The 17,699-nt window shown below is 77.3% G+C and carries 1 protein-coding gene; it reads right to left on the bottom strand.

The genetic code is table 11. From position 1 onward, the window contains the following. Position 1: 1 nt before the first annotated feature. Entirely contained in the window at positions 2-17,641 is a 17,640-nt protein-coding gene (locus ACWDBE_RS00915) for a non-ribosomal peptide synthase/polyketide synthase (RefSeq protein WP_449806729.1), read from the bottom strand. Between the last annotated feature and the right edge of the window lie 58 nt (positions 17,642-17,699).

Raw genomic sequence — 17,699 nt, 5'->3', positions numbered from 1 at the left:
CTCACCGTTCGTCATCGTCGGGGCGGCCGGAGTCGGCGGCTTCGTCGGGGTTGCCGAGGGCGGACTCCTCCGGTCCGTCCAGCGCGGCGGCTTCGAGTTCGCTGAGCACCAGGTCCTCCACCAGGTCGGCCAGGGCGGCCACGGTGCGGGAGACCAGCACGTCGCGGGGGGTGAGCGTGACGCCGAAGGCGTCGTTGGCCCGGGAGGCGATCAGCAGGGCGCGCATGGAGTCGCCGCCCAGCTGGAAGAAGTCGTCGGTGGCGCCGACGGCGGTGTGCAGGGTCTCGGCCCAGATCTCCGCCACCGCCTCCTCGGTGGGGGTGCGGGGCGCGACCCGCCCGGCCGGCCCGGTCTCCTCCGGTGCGGGGGCGGGCAGGGCGGCGCGGTCGGTCTTGCCGCTCGCGGTGAGCGGGAAGCGCTTCAGCACGGCGAAGGCCGAGGGCACCATGTGCCCGGGCAGCGAGCGGGCGGCCAGGGCGCGCAGTTCGGCGCCGGTCGGCGGTTCGGTGCCGGGGGCGGCCAGCAGGTGGGCGACCAGCCTGGGCAGCCCGGGCTCGTCCTCCCGGATGCTCACCACGGCGTCCAGCACGGCCGGGTGGCGGGTCAGCACGGCCTCCACCTCGCCGGCCTCGATCCGGTGGCCGCGCAGTTTGAGCTGGTGGTCGGTGCGGCCCAGGTAGTGCAGTTCGCCGTGGCGGTCGCGGCGCACCAGGTCCCCGGTGCGGTACGTCCGGGTGCCGGGCGGCCCGTACGGGTCGGCGGGGAAGCGGGCGGCGGTCAGACCGGGGCGGCCGAGGTAGCCGCGGGCCAGGGCCGGTCCGCTGAGCCACAGTTCGCCGGGGACGCCGTCGGGCACCGGCCGCAGCCGGGCGTCCAGGACGTAGGCGCCGGTGGCGGGCAGCGGGCGGCCGATCGGCGGGGCGGCGCCGTCCGCGGTCAGCGGCGCGGACCAGGTGGCGACCACGGTGGCCTCGGTGGGGCCGTAGGAGTTGACCATCCGGTGGTGCGGGGCCCAGCGGGCGACCAGGTCGGCGCCGCAGGCCTCGGCGCCGACGATCAGGGTCTTCAGCGCGGGCAGGGTGCCGGGGGTGTCGGCCGGCAGGGTGGCCAGGGCGGCGGGCGGCAGCAGGGTGTGGGTGATGTCCTCCGCCCGCAGCAGTCCGGCCAGTCGGGCGCCGAGCAGGGGCCCTGGCTCGGGCACCACCAGCCGGGCGCCGTGCGGCAGGGCCAGGCACAGTTCGAGCACCGAGGCGTCGAAGCTGGGGGTGGCGAAGGCCAGCACCCGGTCCCCCGGGGCGATCCGGTAGTGCTCGGCCTCGGCGGCGGCGAAGGCGGCGAGGCCGCGGTGGGTGACCACGACGCCCTTGGGGGTCCCGGTGGAGCCGGAGGTGAAGATGACGTAGGCCGGGTCGTCCGGGTCGAGCGGGCGGGTCCGGTCGGCGTCGGTCGGGCGGTGGTCCGGGGCGCCGTCCGAGGCGGCCAGGAGTTCGGCGACGTCCTTGGCGTCCAGGGTCAGGGCGGGCGCCGCGTCGCGCAGCATCGCCGCGATCCGCTCCTCGGGGTAGTGCGGGTCGACGGGCAGGAAGGCGGCGCCGGTCTTCGCCACGGCCAGTTCGGCGAGCACGGTGTCCGCCGAGCGGGGCAGCAGCAGGGCGACGATCTCCCCGGGGCCGGCGCCGCGCGCGATCAGCCGGTGGGCGAGGCGGTCGGCGTGGACCTCGGCCTCGGCGTAGGTCAGCTCCCGGCCGGCGGCGCTCAGGGCGACGGCCTGCGGCCACCGGTCCGCGGCGGCCTCGACCAGGGCGGGCAGGGTAGCCGGGGGCACCGGGGCGAGCGCCGGGCGGGCCGGGCCGCGCAGCAGCCGCTCGCGTTCGCCGGGCGGCAGCAGGTCCAGCTCGTCCAGCGGGGTGGTGCCGTCCGAGGCGGCCAGCGCGGACAGGGTGTGCAGCAGCTGGTCGGCGAGGCGCCCTGCGGTCTCCCGGTCGAGGTGGCGGGGGTCGTGGCCGAGTTCCACGGCGAGCCGCTCGCCGGGCGAGACGACCACGGTGAGCGGGTAGTTGGTGGCCTCCCGGGCGTCCAGTTCGCGCACCAGCAGGCCGTGCGCGCCGGCCGTGGCGTCGCCGACCGGGTAGTTCTCGAAGACCACCAGGCTGTCGAACAGCTCGGTGCCCGGCGGGACCTGGCTCAGCCCGTGCATCCTCGCCAGCGGCAGGTGGTCGTGGCGGCGGTCTTCGGCCTGCTCCTCCTGGAGGGCGCGCAGCCAGTCGGCGCACGGCTGCCGTCCGTCGACGGCGACCCGGGCGGGCAGGGTGGTGATGAACAGGCCGACGATGCCGTCGGAGCCGGGCAGGTCGGCGGGCCGGCCGGAGACGGTGGTGCCGAAGCAGACCCGCCGTTCGCCGCTCCAGCGCGACAGCAGCAGCGCCCAGGCGCCCTGGACCACGGTGTTGAGGGTCAGCCGGTGGCGGCGGGCGAACTCCTGGAGCCGCTCGGTGGCCGCCTCGTCCAGCCGGTGCGAGAGCCAGTCCCCGGAGCGGGCGGTGTCGCCCTGGGCGGGCCGGCGGTCGTAGGGCAGCGCGGTGGGGGCGGTGAGGTCGGCCAGTACGCCGCGCCAGTGCTCGACGGCGGCGGCGGTGTCGCGGGCGGCGAGCCAGCCGACGTAGTCGGCGAAGGGCCGGCGCTCTGGCAGGGCGGGCCGCTCGCCGCGGGCGAGGGCGGCGTGGGCGGCCAGCACGTCCGAGAGGACGTGGAAGACGCTCCAGCCGTCCAGCAGCACGTGGTGGAACTCCCACACCACCCGGACGGCGTCCGGGCCGAGCCGGATCAGGTCGAGCCGCAGCAGCGGGGCCCGGTCCAGGGCGAGCGGCCGGCCCCGGCGGTCGGCGAGCAACTCCTCCAGCCGGTCGCGCTGTTCGGCCGCGGTCAGGGCGCTCCAGTCGTGTTCGGTGACCGGCAGCGCGGCCTCACGGTGGACCAGCTGGAGCGGTACGGGGACGTCGCGCAGCACCACGGAGGTGCGCAGCACCGGGGTGCGGTCGACGACGTGCTGCCAGGCGGCGGCCAGCAGGCCCACGTCCCGGGCGCCGTCCAGGACGAAGGTGATCTGCTCGACGTACAGGCCGTGTTCGGCCTCGTCCAGGCCGTGCACCACCATGCCGGTCTGGGTGGGGGTGAGCGGCTGGATCTGCGTCACCTCCCGTCCGCTGCCGGCCAGCCGGTCGACGGCGGCCTGGTCGAGGCCGGCCAGCGGGAAGTCGGAGGGGGTGCGGCCGCCGGCGCCGGGTTCGGCGCAGTGGCGGACGATCTCGCGCAGCTCGTCCAGCAGTTCGGCGGCCAGCCTGGCGACCGTCCCGCTGTGGTGCACCGCGCGGGAGTAGGACCAGGTGAAGGAGAGCCGGCCCTCGGCGACCTGCCCGAGCACGTCCAGCAGGTGGGGGCGGCGGGCCGTGCGGTCCATGCCGCCGGTGAGCGGACCGGCCGGGGCGTGCAGCAGGCCGCCGGGGGCGGCGGTCCGGTCCTGCCGGCCCAGGTAGTTGAAGCCGATCCGCGGCAGGGCCAGGCCCGGCACCGGCCGCAGGTGGCGCAGGGCGCCGTGGCCGAGGCCGCCGCCCGGGACGGCGCGCAGGCTCTCCTTGACGGCCTTCAGGGCGGTGCCGGTGTCGGCGCCCGGGGGCACCTCCAGGGCGACGGGGTACATCGTGGTGAACCAGCCGACGGTGCGGGACAGGTCGACGCCGTCGAGGAGTTCCTCGCGGCCGTGGCCCTCCAGGGCGACCAGCACCCGGCTGCGTCCGGTCCAGCGGGCCAGCACCCGGCCGAGGGCGCAGAGCAGGACGTCGTTGACCCGGGTGCGGTAGGCGTCGGGGACGTCCTGGAGCAGCCGGCGGGTGTCCTCGGCGCCCAGGGCGAAGGTCAGCGACTCCTCGGTGTCGGCCGTGTTGGCGCCGTCCGGGTCGGTGGGCGAGGTGTCGTCCACCAGGCCCTGCCAGTAGGGGAGTTCGTGGTCGAAGCCGCCGGCCGCGGTGTGCGCGGCGAGCCGCTCGGCCCAGGCCCGGAAGGAGGTGGTCTTGGCGCCGAGGTCGGGCCGCTCGCCCGCGGCCAGGGCGCGGTGGGCGCGTTCCAGGTCCTCCAGCAGGATCCGCCAGGACACCGCGTCGACGACCAGGTGGTGCGCGGCCAGCAGCAGCACCGGGCGGGGGTCGCCGGGGAAGCGGCAGAGCGCGGCCCGCAGCAGCGGTCCTGCGGCCAGGTCGAAGCCGTCGGCCAGGCGCTCGCCGAGCTCCCGCAGGACGGCCTCCCGCTGCTCGCCCCCGGCGGCCTCGTGGACGCGCAGGTCGGGGGCCTGGCCGGGGGCGGTGCCGTGCTGGCGCCACCGGCCGTCGGCGAGCGGTTCGTAGCGCATCCGCAGGGCGTCGTGGTGGTCCAGTACGGCGGCCAGGGCGGCGCGCAGGGTGGGCTCGTCGGTGTCGGGGGCGAGGGTGAAGGAGACGGACTGGGTGAGCCGGGCCGGGTCGCCGTCGAGGGTGTCCAGCAGCCAGTGCTGGACGGGGGTGAGCGGGGCGTCGCCGGTGACGGCGCCCTGGTCGGCGGTCGGCTCGGGGCGGGGCGACCGTTCGGCGGCGCGGGCGAGTTCGGCCAGGGTCTGGTGGGCGAACAGGTGGCGGGGGGTCAGCGCGAGGCCGGCCCGGCGGGCCGCCGAGACGATCTGGATGCCGAGGATGGAGTCCCCGCCGAGGGCGAAGTAGTTGTCGTCGGCGTTCACTTCGGGCACGCCGAGCACCTCGCGCCAGATCGCGGCGAGGGCCCGCTCGGTGTCGGTGCCCGGCTGCCGGTCGCTCCCGGTGCCCTGGGCCGCGGGGGCGGGGACGGGGATGGGCAGGGCGCGCCGGTCCAGCTTGCCGGTGGCGCCGAGCGGCAGCCGCTCCAGTGGCACCACCAGGGCGGGCACCAGGTGGTCGGGCAGGGTGCGGCCGAGGAAGTCCCGCCACTGGGCCGGGCCGGGCAGCGCGCCGTCGCGCGGCACCGCGTAGCCGACCAGCCGCTTGTGGCCGTCCTGGTCGACCACCCGGGCGGCCGCGGCCGCCACCCTCGGGTGGCGGGCCAGCGCGGCCTCGACCTCGCCGAGTTCGATCCGGAAGCCGCGCACCTTGACCTGGTCGTCGGCGCGGCCGAGGTAGTCGAGTTCGCCGTCGGCGCTCCAGCGCACCCGGTCGCCGGTGCGGTACATCCGGCTGCCGGGCGGGCCGTACGGGTCGGGCAGGAAGCGCCCGGCGGTCAGCCCGGGGCGGCGCAGGTAGCCGCGCGCCACGCCGGTGCCGGCCAGGTACAGCTCCCCCGGCGCGCCGACGGGCACCGGGCGCAGCCGCTCGTCCAGGACGTAGGCGCGGGCGCCGCCGAGGGGCCGGCCGATCGGCGGGTCGCGGTCCGGGTCGGCGGGGTCGCAGGTGTGGGCGGTGGCGTAGACGGTGGCCTCGGTGGGGCCGTAGACGTTGAGCACCCGGCAGCCGGGGACGGCCTCGCGGACCCGGCGCACGGTGCGGGCGGGCAGTCCCTCGCCGGCCAGCACCACGGTGTCCGCGGCGAGGTGGACGGCGCCGTCGGCGAGCAGTCCGCCGAGGGCCGAGGGCACCGCGCTCAGCAGGCCGGCCCGCAGCGGACCGGGCCGCTCGGCCAGGGCCAGCAGGTCGCGCAGCAGTTCCACGCGGCCGCCGGAGAGCAGCGGCGCGAAGATCTCGAACACCGACACGTCGAAGTTGAGCGAGGTGGCGGCGAGCACGTGCTCCAGGCCGTGGCCGGCGAACTCGGCGGCGGCCCAGTCGGTCAGGGCGAGCACCGAGGCGTGGGCGACCACCACGCCCTTGGGACGGCCGGTGGAGCCGGAGGTGTGGATGACGTACGCGGGGTGCTCCGGGAGCAGGGCGCCGTGCCGCTCCTCCTCGCGCACGGGCTCGGCGGGGGCGGCGGCGAGCCGTTCCCGGCAGGCGGGGTCGTCCAGGACGATCCGGGCGTACGGGCCGTCCGGCAGCCGCTGCCCGGCGTCGGCGCCGGTGACCACGGCGTCGGGCCGGACGTCCTCGAAGAGGTAGGCGATCCGCTCGGCGGGGTAGCCGGGGTCGACGGGCAGGTACGCGGCGCCGCTCTTGAGCACCGCGAGCAGTGCCACGGCCAGCTCGACGGTGCGGGGCAGGGCGAGCGCGACGAAGCGCTCGGGGCCGGCCCCGGCCTCGATCAGCAGCCGGGCCAGCCGGTTGGAGCGTTCGTCCAGCTCCCGGTAGGTCAGCTGTTCGTCGCCGGAGCGGACGGCCGGGGCGTCGGGGGTGCGGGCGGCCTGCCGGGCGAAGGCCTGCGGCACGGTCCGCCGGGGTGCCTCGCGGACCGGGCCGGCGAGGCGGTCCAGCAGGGCGCGCCCCTCGGCCGGGTCCAGCAGCGGCAGGTCGCCGGCCGCCCGGTCGAGGCCGGCGGCCATCCCGGCGAGCAGGGTGCGCAGGCTCGCGCCGAGCCGTTCGACGGTGGCGGTGTCGAAGGCGGCCGGGTCGTGGTCCAGGCTGACCTCGATGTCCGCGCCGGGTGCCACCACCACGCTGAGCGGGTAGCTGGTCGGCTCCAGCACGTGCTCGGTCTCCACGCCGAGGCCGTGCCTGGTCAGCGACTCGGCGTCGAAGGGGTAGTTCTCGAAGACCACGATGCTGTCGAACAGGGCGGTGCCGCCGGGCAGTTCGCTCCAGCCCTGGAGCTGGGCCAGCGAGACGGCGTCGTGCCGGCGGGCCTCGGACTGCTGGTCCTGCACCTCCCGCAGCCAGTCCAGCAGCGGGCGGGCGGCGTCGATCCGCACCCGGGTCGGCAGGGCGTTGATGAACAGCCCCACCATCGAGGTGACGCCGGGGAGTTCGGCGGGCCGGCCGGAGACGATGGTGCCGAAGACCACGTCCTGCCCGCCGCCGTAGCGGGAGAGCAGCAGCGCCCAGGCGCCCTGGAGCACGGTGTTGACGGTCACCCCGGCCTGCCGGGCGGTGTCGCGCAGCCGGTCGGACAGCTCGGGGCCGAGCGCGACCCGCACCGAGGCCGAGGAGGAGGCGCGGTGGGCGCCGGCCGGGCGGCGGTCCCGGGGCAGTTCGGTGGGGGCGGGGAAGCCGGCCAGGGTGTCGCGCCAGTACCGCTCGACCTGCGCCCGGTCCTGGTCGGCCAGCCAGCGCAGGTAGTCGGCGTAGGGCGCGCGCTCCACCGGGGCGGGGGCGCGGCCGGCGGTGAGGGCGGCGTAGCGCTCGCAGACCTCGTCGAAGACCTGGGCGGCGCTCCAGCCGTCGAGCAGCACGTGGTGGAAGGTCCACACCACCCGCACCCGGGTCGGGGTCAGCCGGATCAGGGTCAGCCGCAGCAGCGGCGCGGCGCCGAGGTCGAGCCCGGCCGCACGGTCCTCGGCGAGCAGCCGGGCGGTGTCCCGCTCGACCTGCTCGGCGGGGCGGCCGCTCCAGTCGTGGTGGGTCACCGGGACGGCGGCCCGGTGGCGGACGACCTGGAGCGGTTCGGCGCCGTCCTGCCAGCTGAGCCGGGTGCGCAGGACGGCGTTGGCGTCGGCGGTCTGCTGCCAGGCCTCGGCCAGCGCGTGCGGGTCGATGACCCCGGACAGCACCAGCTGCACCTGGTTGACGTAGGTGTCGCCGTCCGGGTCGAGCAGGCTGTGGAAGAGCATCCCGGCCTGCATCGGCGTCAGCGGGTAGACGTCGGCGACGGATCGGCCGTCCCCGGCGATCCGGTCCACGGCCGCCTGGTCGAGCCGGGCGAGCGGGAAGTCGGACGGGGTGCGGCCGCCGGCGCCGGGCTCGGCGCAGTGGGCGACGATCTCCTCCAGCGCGCCCAGCATGGCCCGCGCCAGCCCGTCGACGGTGCTCGCGTGGTGCCGGCCGGCGCTGAAGTACCAGCCGATCTCCAGCCGGCCGTCCTCGACCCGGGCGACGACGTCCAGCAGGTGGGGGCGCTCGGTGCCGGGGGCCTCCGTGCCGCCGAGGCCGCCGGGGACGGCGCGCACCAGGGCGGCGCCGTCGGCGGACCAGTCGAAGCGGCCCAGGTAGTTGAAGCTGATGCCGGGGGCGGGCGCGTCGGTGAGCGCCTCGTCCCGGGCGAGGTGGCGCAGCGCGCCGTAGCCGAGGCCGCGGTCGGGCACGGCCCGCAGCTGTTCCTTGACGGCCTTGAGCGCCGTGCCCCAGTCGCCCGCCGGGACGTCCAGGGCGACGGGGAAGAGCGAGGTGAACCAGCCGACCGTACGGGACAGGTCGAGGCCGTCGAACAGGCGGTCCTCGCGGCCGTGGCCCTCCAGGCCGACGGCGACGGTGCGGCGTCCGGTCCAGTCGGCGAGCACCCGGCCGAGCGCGGTGAGCAGCACGTCGTCGATCCGGGTGCGGTAGACGGCGGGGACGTGGCGCAGCAGGGCGTCGGTGCGTTCGCGGTCCAGCCGGACGGTCACCTCGCGCAGGTCGGCGGCGGTGTTGCCGCCCTCGCCGTCCACCGGCAGCGGCTCGGCGCAGGCCCGGGCGGCGGCCGCCCAGTGGGCGCGCTGCCCGGCGAAGCCGCCGGCCGCGGTGTGCCCGGCCAGCCGGCGGGCCCACTCCCGGACGGAGCTGGTGCGGGCGGGCAGCCGCAGCGGGCGGCCTTCGACGGCCTGCCGGTAGGCGGTCTCCAGGTCCTCCAGCAGGACCCGCCAGGAGACGCCGTCGACGGCCAGGTGGTGGACGGCCAGCTGCAGCCGGTCGGGCCGGGTGCCGTCGCCGGTGAGGAGACGGGCGGTGAGCAGCGGGCCGTCGTCCAGCCGGAAGGAGCGGTCCGCGGCCTCGTCCGCGGCGCCCGGCGCGCACACCTCCAGCAGCTCGGGCGCGGCCTCGTCGGCGGGGGCGCAGTGCTGCCGCCAGGTGCCGTCCTCGGCGCGGGTGAAGCGGGAGCGCAGCGCGTCGTGGTGCGCCCACAGGGCGGCCAGCGCCCGGCGCAGGGCCTGCGGGTCGACGGCACCGGGGGCCTCCACCACGACGGACTGGTCGAACTGCCCGGCGTGCGGCGGGTTCGGGTCGAGGAACCAGTGCTGGATCGGCGTCAGGCCGACCTCGCCGCTGACGGGTTCGGTGCCGGCCACGGTGACGGCGCTGCCGGCGGCCGCTGCCAGGGCGGCGACGGTGGGGTGCCGGAAGAGGTCGCGCGGGGAGAGCGCGAGTCCGGCGGCGCGGGCCCGGGAGACGACCTGGATGCTCAGGATGGAGTCGCCGCCGAGCAGGAAGAAGTCGTCGTCCAGCCCGACCCGTTCGACGCCGAGCAGCTCGGACCAGATCGTGGCGAGCAGCCGTTCGCGGTCGGTGCCGGGGGCGCGGTGGGGGCGGTCGCCGCCCGCCGACCAGTCGGGGGCGGGGAGCCTGCGGCGGTCCACCTTGCCGTTGGCGGTGAGCGGGAGTTCGGGCAGGGTGACGAAGGCCGCGGGCAGCATGTAGTCGGGCAGGTCGGCGGCCAGGTGGGCGCGCAGTTCGGCGGCGCCGGGCGGCTCGGCGCCCTCGGCGGGGACCAGGTGGGCGGCGAGGCGCTTGCGTCCGGCGTCCTGGTGCAGCGAGACGACGGCCTCGGCGACGGCCGGGTGGGCGGTGAGCCTGGCCTCGATCTCGGCGGGTTCGATCCGGAAGCCGCGGATCTTGATCTGGTCGTCGGCGCGGCCGACGAAGTGCAGTTCGCCGTCCTCGCTCCACCGGACGGTGTCGCCGGTGCGGTACATCCGGCCGCCGGGCGGGCCGAAGGGGTCGGCGAGGTAGCGGGCGGCGCTCTCGCCGGGGCGGCCCGCGTAGCCGCGGGCGAGGCCGGCCCCGGCGATGTACAGCTCGCCGGTGACGCCCGGGGGTTGCGGCTGGAGCGCGCCGTCCAGGACGTACACCCGGGTGTTGTCCAGCGGGCGGCCGATCGGCAGGACGGCGGGCAGGTCGTCGCCGGCCCGGAAGGCCCGGCGGGTGGCGAAGGTGGTGGTCTCGGTCGGGCCGTAGCCGTCGACCACGGTGAGGCCGGGGCAGGCCGCCAGGACCTTGCGGACGGCGGCGCCGGGCACCGCCTCGCCGCCGGTCCACACCTCGCGGGCGCCGCGCAGGCAGCCCGGGTCCTCCTGGGCGAGCAGCCGGAACAGGCCGGCGGTCAGCCACAGGAAGCGCACGCCCCGCTCGGTGACGGCGTGCCGGACGGCGGCGGCGTCCAGGTCCTGCGGCGGGGCGAGGACGGCGGTGCCGCCGCGCAGCAGCGGCACCCAGAGTTCGTAGGTGGCGGCGTCGAAGGCGTGCGGGGAGTGCACCAGCACCCGGTCGTGGCCGGCGAAGGCGCGGTCCAGGGCGAGTGCGGCGACGTCCCGGCGGCGCACCGCGACGCCCTTGGGGGTGCCGGTGGAGCCCGAGGTGAACATCAGGTACTGGACGTTGTCGGGGTGGACGGCCGCCGGGGCCGGGGCAGGGGCCTGCCGGTCGCCGGGCAGGTCCACCCGCAGCACCCGCTCGGCGGGGCGCAGTTCGGCGGCCGCACCCGCCCGGTGGGCGTCGGTGAGCAGCAGGTCGGCGCCGGCCTCGGCCAGCATCCGGTGCAGCCGCTCGCGCGGTGCCCGGCCGTCCAGCGGCACGTACACCCCGCCGGTGCGGACCAGCGCCAGCTGGGCGACGACCAGGTCGACGGAGCGTTCCATCAGCACCCCGACGGGCTGCTCGACCCGGACCCCGTGCGCGCTCAGCCGTGCGGCCAGCTCGGCGGCCAGGGCGTCGAGTTCGCGGTACGTCAGGTGTCGGTCGCCGGCCTCCAGGGCGATCGCGCCGGGGGTGCGGAGCACCTGGGCGGCGAACAGCTCGGCGATGTCGGCGGCGGGCTCCTCGGCGGCGGTGGCGTTCCAGTCGACCAGGACGCGCCGGCGCTCCTGCCCGGTCAGCAGCGGCAGCCGCGCGGGCGGGCGGTGGGCGCCCGCGGGCAGGCCCGCCAGGACGGCGGTGAGCTGCCCGGCGAGGCGGCGCACCGTGGCTTCGTCGAACAGCCGCGGGTCGTAGCAGAGCCGCAGCGACAGTTCCGGGCCCGGGTAGGCCAGCAGGGCGAGCGGGTAGTTGGTGGTCTCGATGCCGTCCAGGTCGCGCAGCCGCAGGCCGTGGGCGTCGGCCGCGTCCTCGTCGACCGGGTAGTTCTCGAAGACCACCAGGCTGTCGAACAGGGCGGTCTGCTCGGGCAGTTCGGTGCAGGACCGGATCCGGACGAGCGGGACGAAGCCGTGCCGCCGGTCCTCGCTCTGCTCGCGCTGGAGGGTCCGCAGCCAGTCGAGCAGGGTGCCGTCGGCGGGCAGCGTGGTGCGGGTCGGCAGGGTGGTGATGAACAGGCCGGTCATCGTCTCGACGCCGGGCAGCTCGGGCGGCCGCCCGGAGGAGGTGGTGCCGTACACCACCTCGGCCCGCCCGGCCCGGCGGCCCAGCAGCAGCGCCCAGGCGCCCTGGACGAGCGTGTTGAGGGTCAGCCCGGAGCCGCGCGCGAGGTCCTCCAGGGCCCTGGTCGCGGCGGCGGGCAGGGCGAACGGCACGGCCCGGGTGGACTCCGCGCGGTGGCTGCGCACCGGCTCCCGGTCGTACGGCAGCGGCGTGGCCTCGGCCAGTCCGGCGAGGCGGGTGCGCCAGTGCCGCTCGGCCTCGGTGTGGTCGCGCTCGGCCAGCCAGGCCAGGTAATCGCGGTAGGGGCGGCGCTCCGGCACGCTGCCGTACGGGACGTCCGCTCCCGGGCCGGCCAGGGCGGCGTGCACCGCGAAGACGTCGGAGAGCACCTGGAACAGGCTCCAGCCGTCCAGCACCAGGTGGTGGAAGGACCAGAGCACCCGCACCCGGCCCTCCGAGAGCCGGATCAGCAGCAGCCGCTGCAGCGGGGCCTTCGCCAGGTCGAGGCCCCGGGCCCGGTCGCGGTCCAGCAGTTCGGCCGTCCGGGTGCGGCGCTCCTCCTCGGGCAGCTCGCGCCAGTCCAGGTGGGTGACCGGCACGGCCACCCGGCGGTGCACCACCAGCAGCGGCTCGGGCACCTCCTGCCAGCGGACGTGGGCGCGCAGCACCGCGGTGCGGTCGGTGACCCACTGCCAGGCCTCGGCGAGGCGCGCCGGGTCGGGCACCCCGTCGAGGACGAAGTCCAGCTGCTGGAAGTAGGCGCCGCTGTCCTCCTCGGCGAGGCTGTGGAACAGCATGCCGGACTGGGTCGGGGTGAGCGGCAGGACGTCCTCCACCGCGCCGGGGTCGGCGCCGGTGATCCGGTCGACCGCCGCCTGGTCGAGCCGGGCCAGCGGGAAGTCGGACGGGGTGCGCCCGGCGGCGCCGGGGCCGGCCGCGTGGCGGGCGAGGTCGGCCAGCTCCGCGGCGAAGCGCCGGGCCAGTGCCTCGACGGTCCTGCCGCGGTGGACGGCGGCTGAGTGGAACCAGGTGAACTCCAGCGCGTCGCCGTCCAGGCGGCCGACCACCTCCAGCGGGTGGGGGCGTTCGACGGCCGGGTCGGCGTCCAGCTCCAGCGGCCGGAAGGTGCCGCGGAACAGCCCGTCCGGGTCGTCCGGCAGGGCGATGCGGCCCAGGTAGTTGAAGCCGATCCGGGCCGGCGGGATCTCGGGCGCGGTGCCGGGGCGGCCGAGGTGGCGCAGCGCCTCGAAGCCGAGGCCGCGCCGGGGAACGGCGCGCAGCTGCTCCTTGACCTGCTTGAGGACGGTGTCCCAGTCGGCTCCGGCGGGGACGGCCAGGGCGACGGGGTGGCGGGTGGTGAACCAGCCGACCGTACGGCTGAGGTCGAGGTCGGGGAAGAGCTCCTCGCGTCCGTGGCCCTCGACGTCCACCACGACCCGCTCCAGCCCGCTCTCCCCGCACAGCGCCCGGCCGAGCGCGCTCAGCAGCACGTCGTTGGCCTGGGTGCGGTAGGTGTCGGGCAGGGTGCGCAGCAGCGCGGCCGTGTCGGCGGCGCTCAGCCGGACGGTGACGGAGCGTTCGGTGGCGTAGGTGTCCGGGCCGGCGAGCTCCGCCGCGAACGGCTCGGCGCCGTGCGCGGGGACGGCCCGCGCCCAGTAGGCGCTCTCGTCCTCGAAGCCGCCCCCGGCGGCGAAGGCGCTCAGCCGCTCGGCCCACTGCCGCAGCGGGGAGGACTTCGCCGGCAGCGCGGCGGCCCCGTCCCGGCCGTCCCGGCGGGCGCGGTAGGCGGTGTCGAGGTCCTCCAGCAGCACCCGCCAGGAGACCCCGTCCACCACCAGGTGGTGCACCGCCAGGTGCAGGACGGGCGGGCGCCCCTCGGCGCGCTCGTGCAGCACGGCGCGCAGCAGCGGCCCACCGCCGCCCAGGTCGTACGGGCCGAAGTGCGGGGTGTCCCGGTCCGGGCCGGTGTGCCGGGCCAGGGTGATCCGGGCGGCCGGCTGCCGGATCCGCCACCGGACGGCCCCGGTGTCGTCCGGGGCGGTGAAGGCCGAGCGCAGCGCGTCGTGGTGGGCGACCAGGTCGTTCAGGGCCTCCTCCAGCGCCGCCCGGTCGAGGTCCTCGGGCAGCAGCAGGGAGAGCGCCTGGCCGAAGTGGCCGGCCCGGCCGGCGGCCCGCTCGAACCACCAGCGCTGGATCGGGGTCGGTACGGCGTCACCGGTGGCGGCGACCGGCGCGGGGGCGGCCGGGGCCTGGGCGTCCTCCGCGGCCAGGGCGAGCGCGGCGACGGTCTGGTGGCGGTAGAGGTCCCGGGAGGTCACCGCCAGTCCGGCCTGCCGGGAGCGGGCCACCACCTGGATGCCGAGGATGGAGTCGCCGCCGAGGTCGAAGAAGTTGTCGTCGGCGCCGACCCGCTCCAGCCGCAGCACCTCGGCCCAGATGCCGGCGAGCGCGCGTTCGGCGGGGGTGCGGGGGGCGACGTGCCGGGTGGCGGAGGCGGCCGGTCCCGGGGCGGGCAGCCGGCCGCGGTCGAGGGTGCCGTCGGGGCCCAGCGGCAGGGCGGGCAGCGGCACCACGACGGCGGGGACCAGGTGGTCGGGCAGGGTCAGGGCGAGGGTGCGGCGCACCGCCTCGGGCTCGATCCGGCCGCCGGGGACGGGCACGGCGTAGCCGACCAGCCGCCCGGTGCCCTCGGCGAGGACGGCGGCGGCCTCCGCCACGCCCGGGCAGCGCCGCAGCGCCTCCGCCGCCTCCTCCGGGTCGGTCCGTGGCCCCCGGGGCTCGGCCCGGTGCTCGACCCGGCCGAGGTGCTCCAGTTCGCCGTCGGCCGTCCACCGCACCAGTTCCCCGGTGCGGTACAGTCGCTCCCCCGGCGCACCGTACGGGTCGGCGACGAACCGCTCATCGCCTTCGCCCGGCTGCTCGGGGAAGTCACCGGAGAGGTACAACTCACCTGGAACGCCGATGGGTTGGGGGCGCAGGCCGCGGTCGAGGACGTACGCCCCGGTCCACCCGGGCAGGGCGGCCGCCAGGGCGCCCGGGAGTTCCACGGGTGCCTTCCGGGCGTCGAGCAGCGCCCGCTGCTCCTCCTCGGGGATCATCGGCAGTTCGGCGAGGGTGCGCTGCGGCCCGTCCGCCATCCCGGCCAGCAGGTGGTGCAGCCGGTCCGCCAGCGCGGTCACGGTCCGCCGGTCGAACAGGTCGGTGTCGTACTCCACCGTCAGCGTGCAGCCACCGGCCTCGTCGGGGGTGAACTCCAGCACCAGGTCGAAGCGGGCGGCCGGGCGGGGCAGCGGGTGGTCGGTGAAGCGCAGTCCGCCGGTGGGCGCCGGGGTGGTGGGGGTCTGCTGGACGACGACGACCTGGACCAGCGGGGTCCGGCTGGGGTCGCGGGGCGGGGCCAGTTCCTCGACCACCCGGTCGAACGGCACCTCGGCGTGGGCGAAGGCGTCCAGCAGGGTGGTGCGCATGCTCTCCACGAAGCGGTCGACGGTGGCCCGTTCGTCCACGTCGCCGCGCAGCACCACGGTGTTGACGAAGAAGCCGGTCACCTCCTCCAGTTCCCACCGCTCCCGCCCGTTGGTGACGGTACCGAGGGCCACGTCCCGCTGGCCGGAGTAACGCGAGAGCAGCAGCGCGGACGCCCCGGCGAACAGGGTGAACACGGTGGTGCCGCGGCCCGCGGCGAGGTGGCGCAGCCGCTCGACCAGCCCGGCCGGGAGGTGGTGGCGGTGCGCGGCGCCGTGGCCGGCGCGCTGGGCGGGCCGGGGGCGGTCGGTGGGCAGCCGCAGGGTCGGCAGGCCTGCCAGGGTGCGCTTCCAGTAGGCGAGGTCCGGTGCGTGGTCGGTGCGGCGGCGCTGCTCCCAGTGGGCGTAGTCGGGGTACTGGAGGGCGGGGGCGGGCAGGGTGTCCGGTTCGCCGGCGGCCTCCGCCCGGTGGAGCTCGGCCAGTTCGCGGGTGAGGACGCCCACCGACCAGCCGTCGGTGACGATGTGGTGCTGCGCCAGCAGCAGCAGGTGCTCGTCGGCGGCGAGCCGGATCAGCAGCAGCCGGGTGAGCGGGCCCGTGGTCAGGTCGTAGGGCCGGGCCAGTTCCGCGGCGAGCAGGCGTTCGGCCGCCGCGGCGCGCTCCCCGGCGGGCAGGGCGCCGAGGTCCTCGGTGCGCAGCGGCAGTTCGGCCCGGTCGGCGACCCGCTGGACGAGCCGTCCGTCGACGGTGGCGACGGTGGTGCGCAGCGAGTCGTGCCGGGCGGTGAGCCGCCGCAGGGCCCGGCCGAGGGCCGCCCGGTCGAGGGGGCCGTGCAGCCGCAGGGCCACGCCGGTGTTGTTGGCGCTGCCGCCGGGGGTGAGGTCGTCCAGGAACCAGAGCCGGCGCTGGGCGCTGGACAGCGGCAGCGGTTCGCCGCGCGGGGCGGGCGGGACGGGCTCGTTCGGCGCGGCGGTGGCCGGCCGGTCGAGCAGCGGGGCGAGGGCGGCGACGGTGCGGGCGGTGAAGACGTCCCGCAGGGTGAGCCGGGCGCCCAGCCGTTCGGCGATCCGGGCCAGGGTGCGGGCGGCGAGGACGGAGTCGCCGCCGAGGTCGAAGAAGTCGTCCTCGGCGCCCACCGCGTCGTGGCCGAGGACCTCGGCCCAGATGGCGGCCAGGTCCCGCTCCCGCCCGGTGCGCGGGGCGAGCGGTGCGGCGGCGGTGCGCCGGGCTGGCGCGGGCAGCGCCCGCTGGTCGATCTTGAGCTGTGGGGTGAGCGGGAACGCGTCCAGGACGACGACGGCGGCGGGCACCAGATGGGCGGGCAGCGCGGCGGCCAGGGCGGTGCGCAGCTCGGCCGGGTCGGGGGCGTGCCCCGGGTCGGCGGGCGTGGCGTAGCCGACCAGCCGGGTGTGTCCCGGCTCGTCCTCGCGGACGATGACGACGGCCTGGTCGACGGCGGGGTGGGCGCGCAGCGCGGCCTCGATCTCGCCGGGCTCGATCCGGAAGCCGCGGACCTTGACCTGCCGGTCGAGCCGGCCGAGGAACTCCAGTTCCCCGTCGGCGTTCCGGCGGGCCCGGTCGCCGGTGCGGTAGAGCCTGGCGCCGGGCGGGCCGAAGGGGTCGGCGACGAAGCGCGCGGCGGTCAGGCCGGGGCGGCCGAGGTAGCCGCGGGCGACGCCCTCGCCGCCGAGGTACAGTTCGCCGTCGACGCCGTCCGGTTGGGGCCGCATGGCCTCGTCGAGGACGTGCACCCGGGCGTGCGGCAGGGCGTCGCCGATGCCGGGGGTGCCGGTGCCGGCGGTGAGCGGTCCGGTCCAGGTGGCGACGATGGTGGCCTCGGTCGGACCGTAGGAGTTGATCATGCGTCGGCCGGGCGCCCAGCGGTCGACCAGTTCGGCGGGGCAGGCCTCGGCGCCGACGATCAGGGTGCGCAGGTGGTGGCCGGCGCCGGCGGGGACGGTGGCCAGGGCGGCGGGCGGGATCAGGGTGTGGGTGATGCGGTGCTCGTCCAGGACGGCGGCGAGTTCCTCGCCCAGCCAGGGGCCGTCCGGGGGGATCACCAGGGTGGCGCCGGTGAGGACGGAGACGAACAGCTCCAGGACGGAGGCGTCGAAGCTGGGCGAGGAGAACTGGAGCACCCGGTCCCCGGGCCGGACCGCGTAGTTCTCGACGGCGGCGGCGGTGAAGCCGGCGATCCCGCGGTGGGTGACGACCACGCCCTTGGGGGTGCCGGTGGAGCCCGAGGTGTAGATCACGTATGCCGGGTGGTCGGTGCCCGCCACGGCCGGGACGCCCGGGTCGCCCGTCTCCGGCGTGTCGTGGACGGCGGCCGGGTCGCCCGTCTCCAGCGTGTCGCGGACGGCGGCCGGGTCGTCCAGCACGATCACGGGGTCGGCGTCGGCGAGCATCAGCGCCCGCCGCTCGGCGGGGTAGGCCGGGTCCACGGGCAGGAAGGCGGCGCCCGCCCGGACGACCGCCAGTTCGGCTGCGACGAGTTCCATGGAGCGCGGCAGGACCAGCGCCACCGTGCGCTCCGGTCCGGCGCCGCGCCGGCGCAGCTCGCGGGCCAGCCGCTCGACGCGTTCCGCGAGGGCCCGGTACGTCCAGGCGCGCCGGCCGTCGGTCACCGCGGGGGCGTGGGGCGTGCGGGCGGCCTGGGCGGCGAACAGCGCGTCGAGGGTCCGGGGTGCGACGGCTCCCGGGGCTTCGACGGTGCCGCCGGCCTGCGGCGGAGCGGGCGGGCGCACGGGCTGGGCAGGCCGGTCGGCCATGGCGGAAGGTCCTTCCGATGGGGGCGACGACGAGGGCACCGGGGCAGGCGGTAGCCGC

Source organism: Kitasatospora sp. NPDC001132 (genome assembly GCF_053598415.1).
Note: the sequence above shows the minus strand (reverse complement) of the source record. Positions and strands in the feature narration are given on the sequence as shown.

Bases quoted from the DNA above. Each gene is read 5' to 3' on its own strand.
- ACWDBE_RS00915 (WP_449806729.1), bottom strand. From the start codon at position 17,641: ATGGCCGACCGGCCTGCCCAGCCCGTGCGCCCGCCCGCTCCGCCGCAG.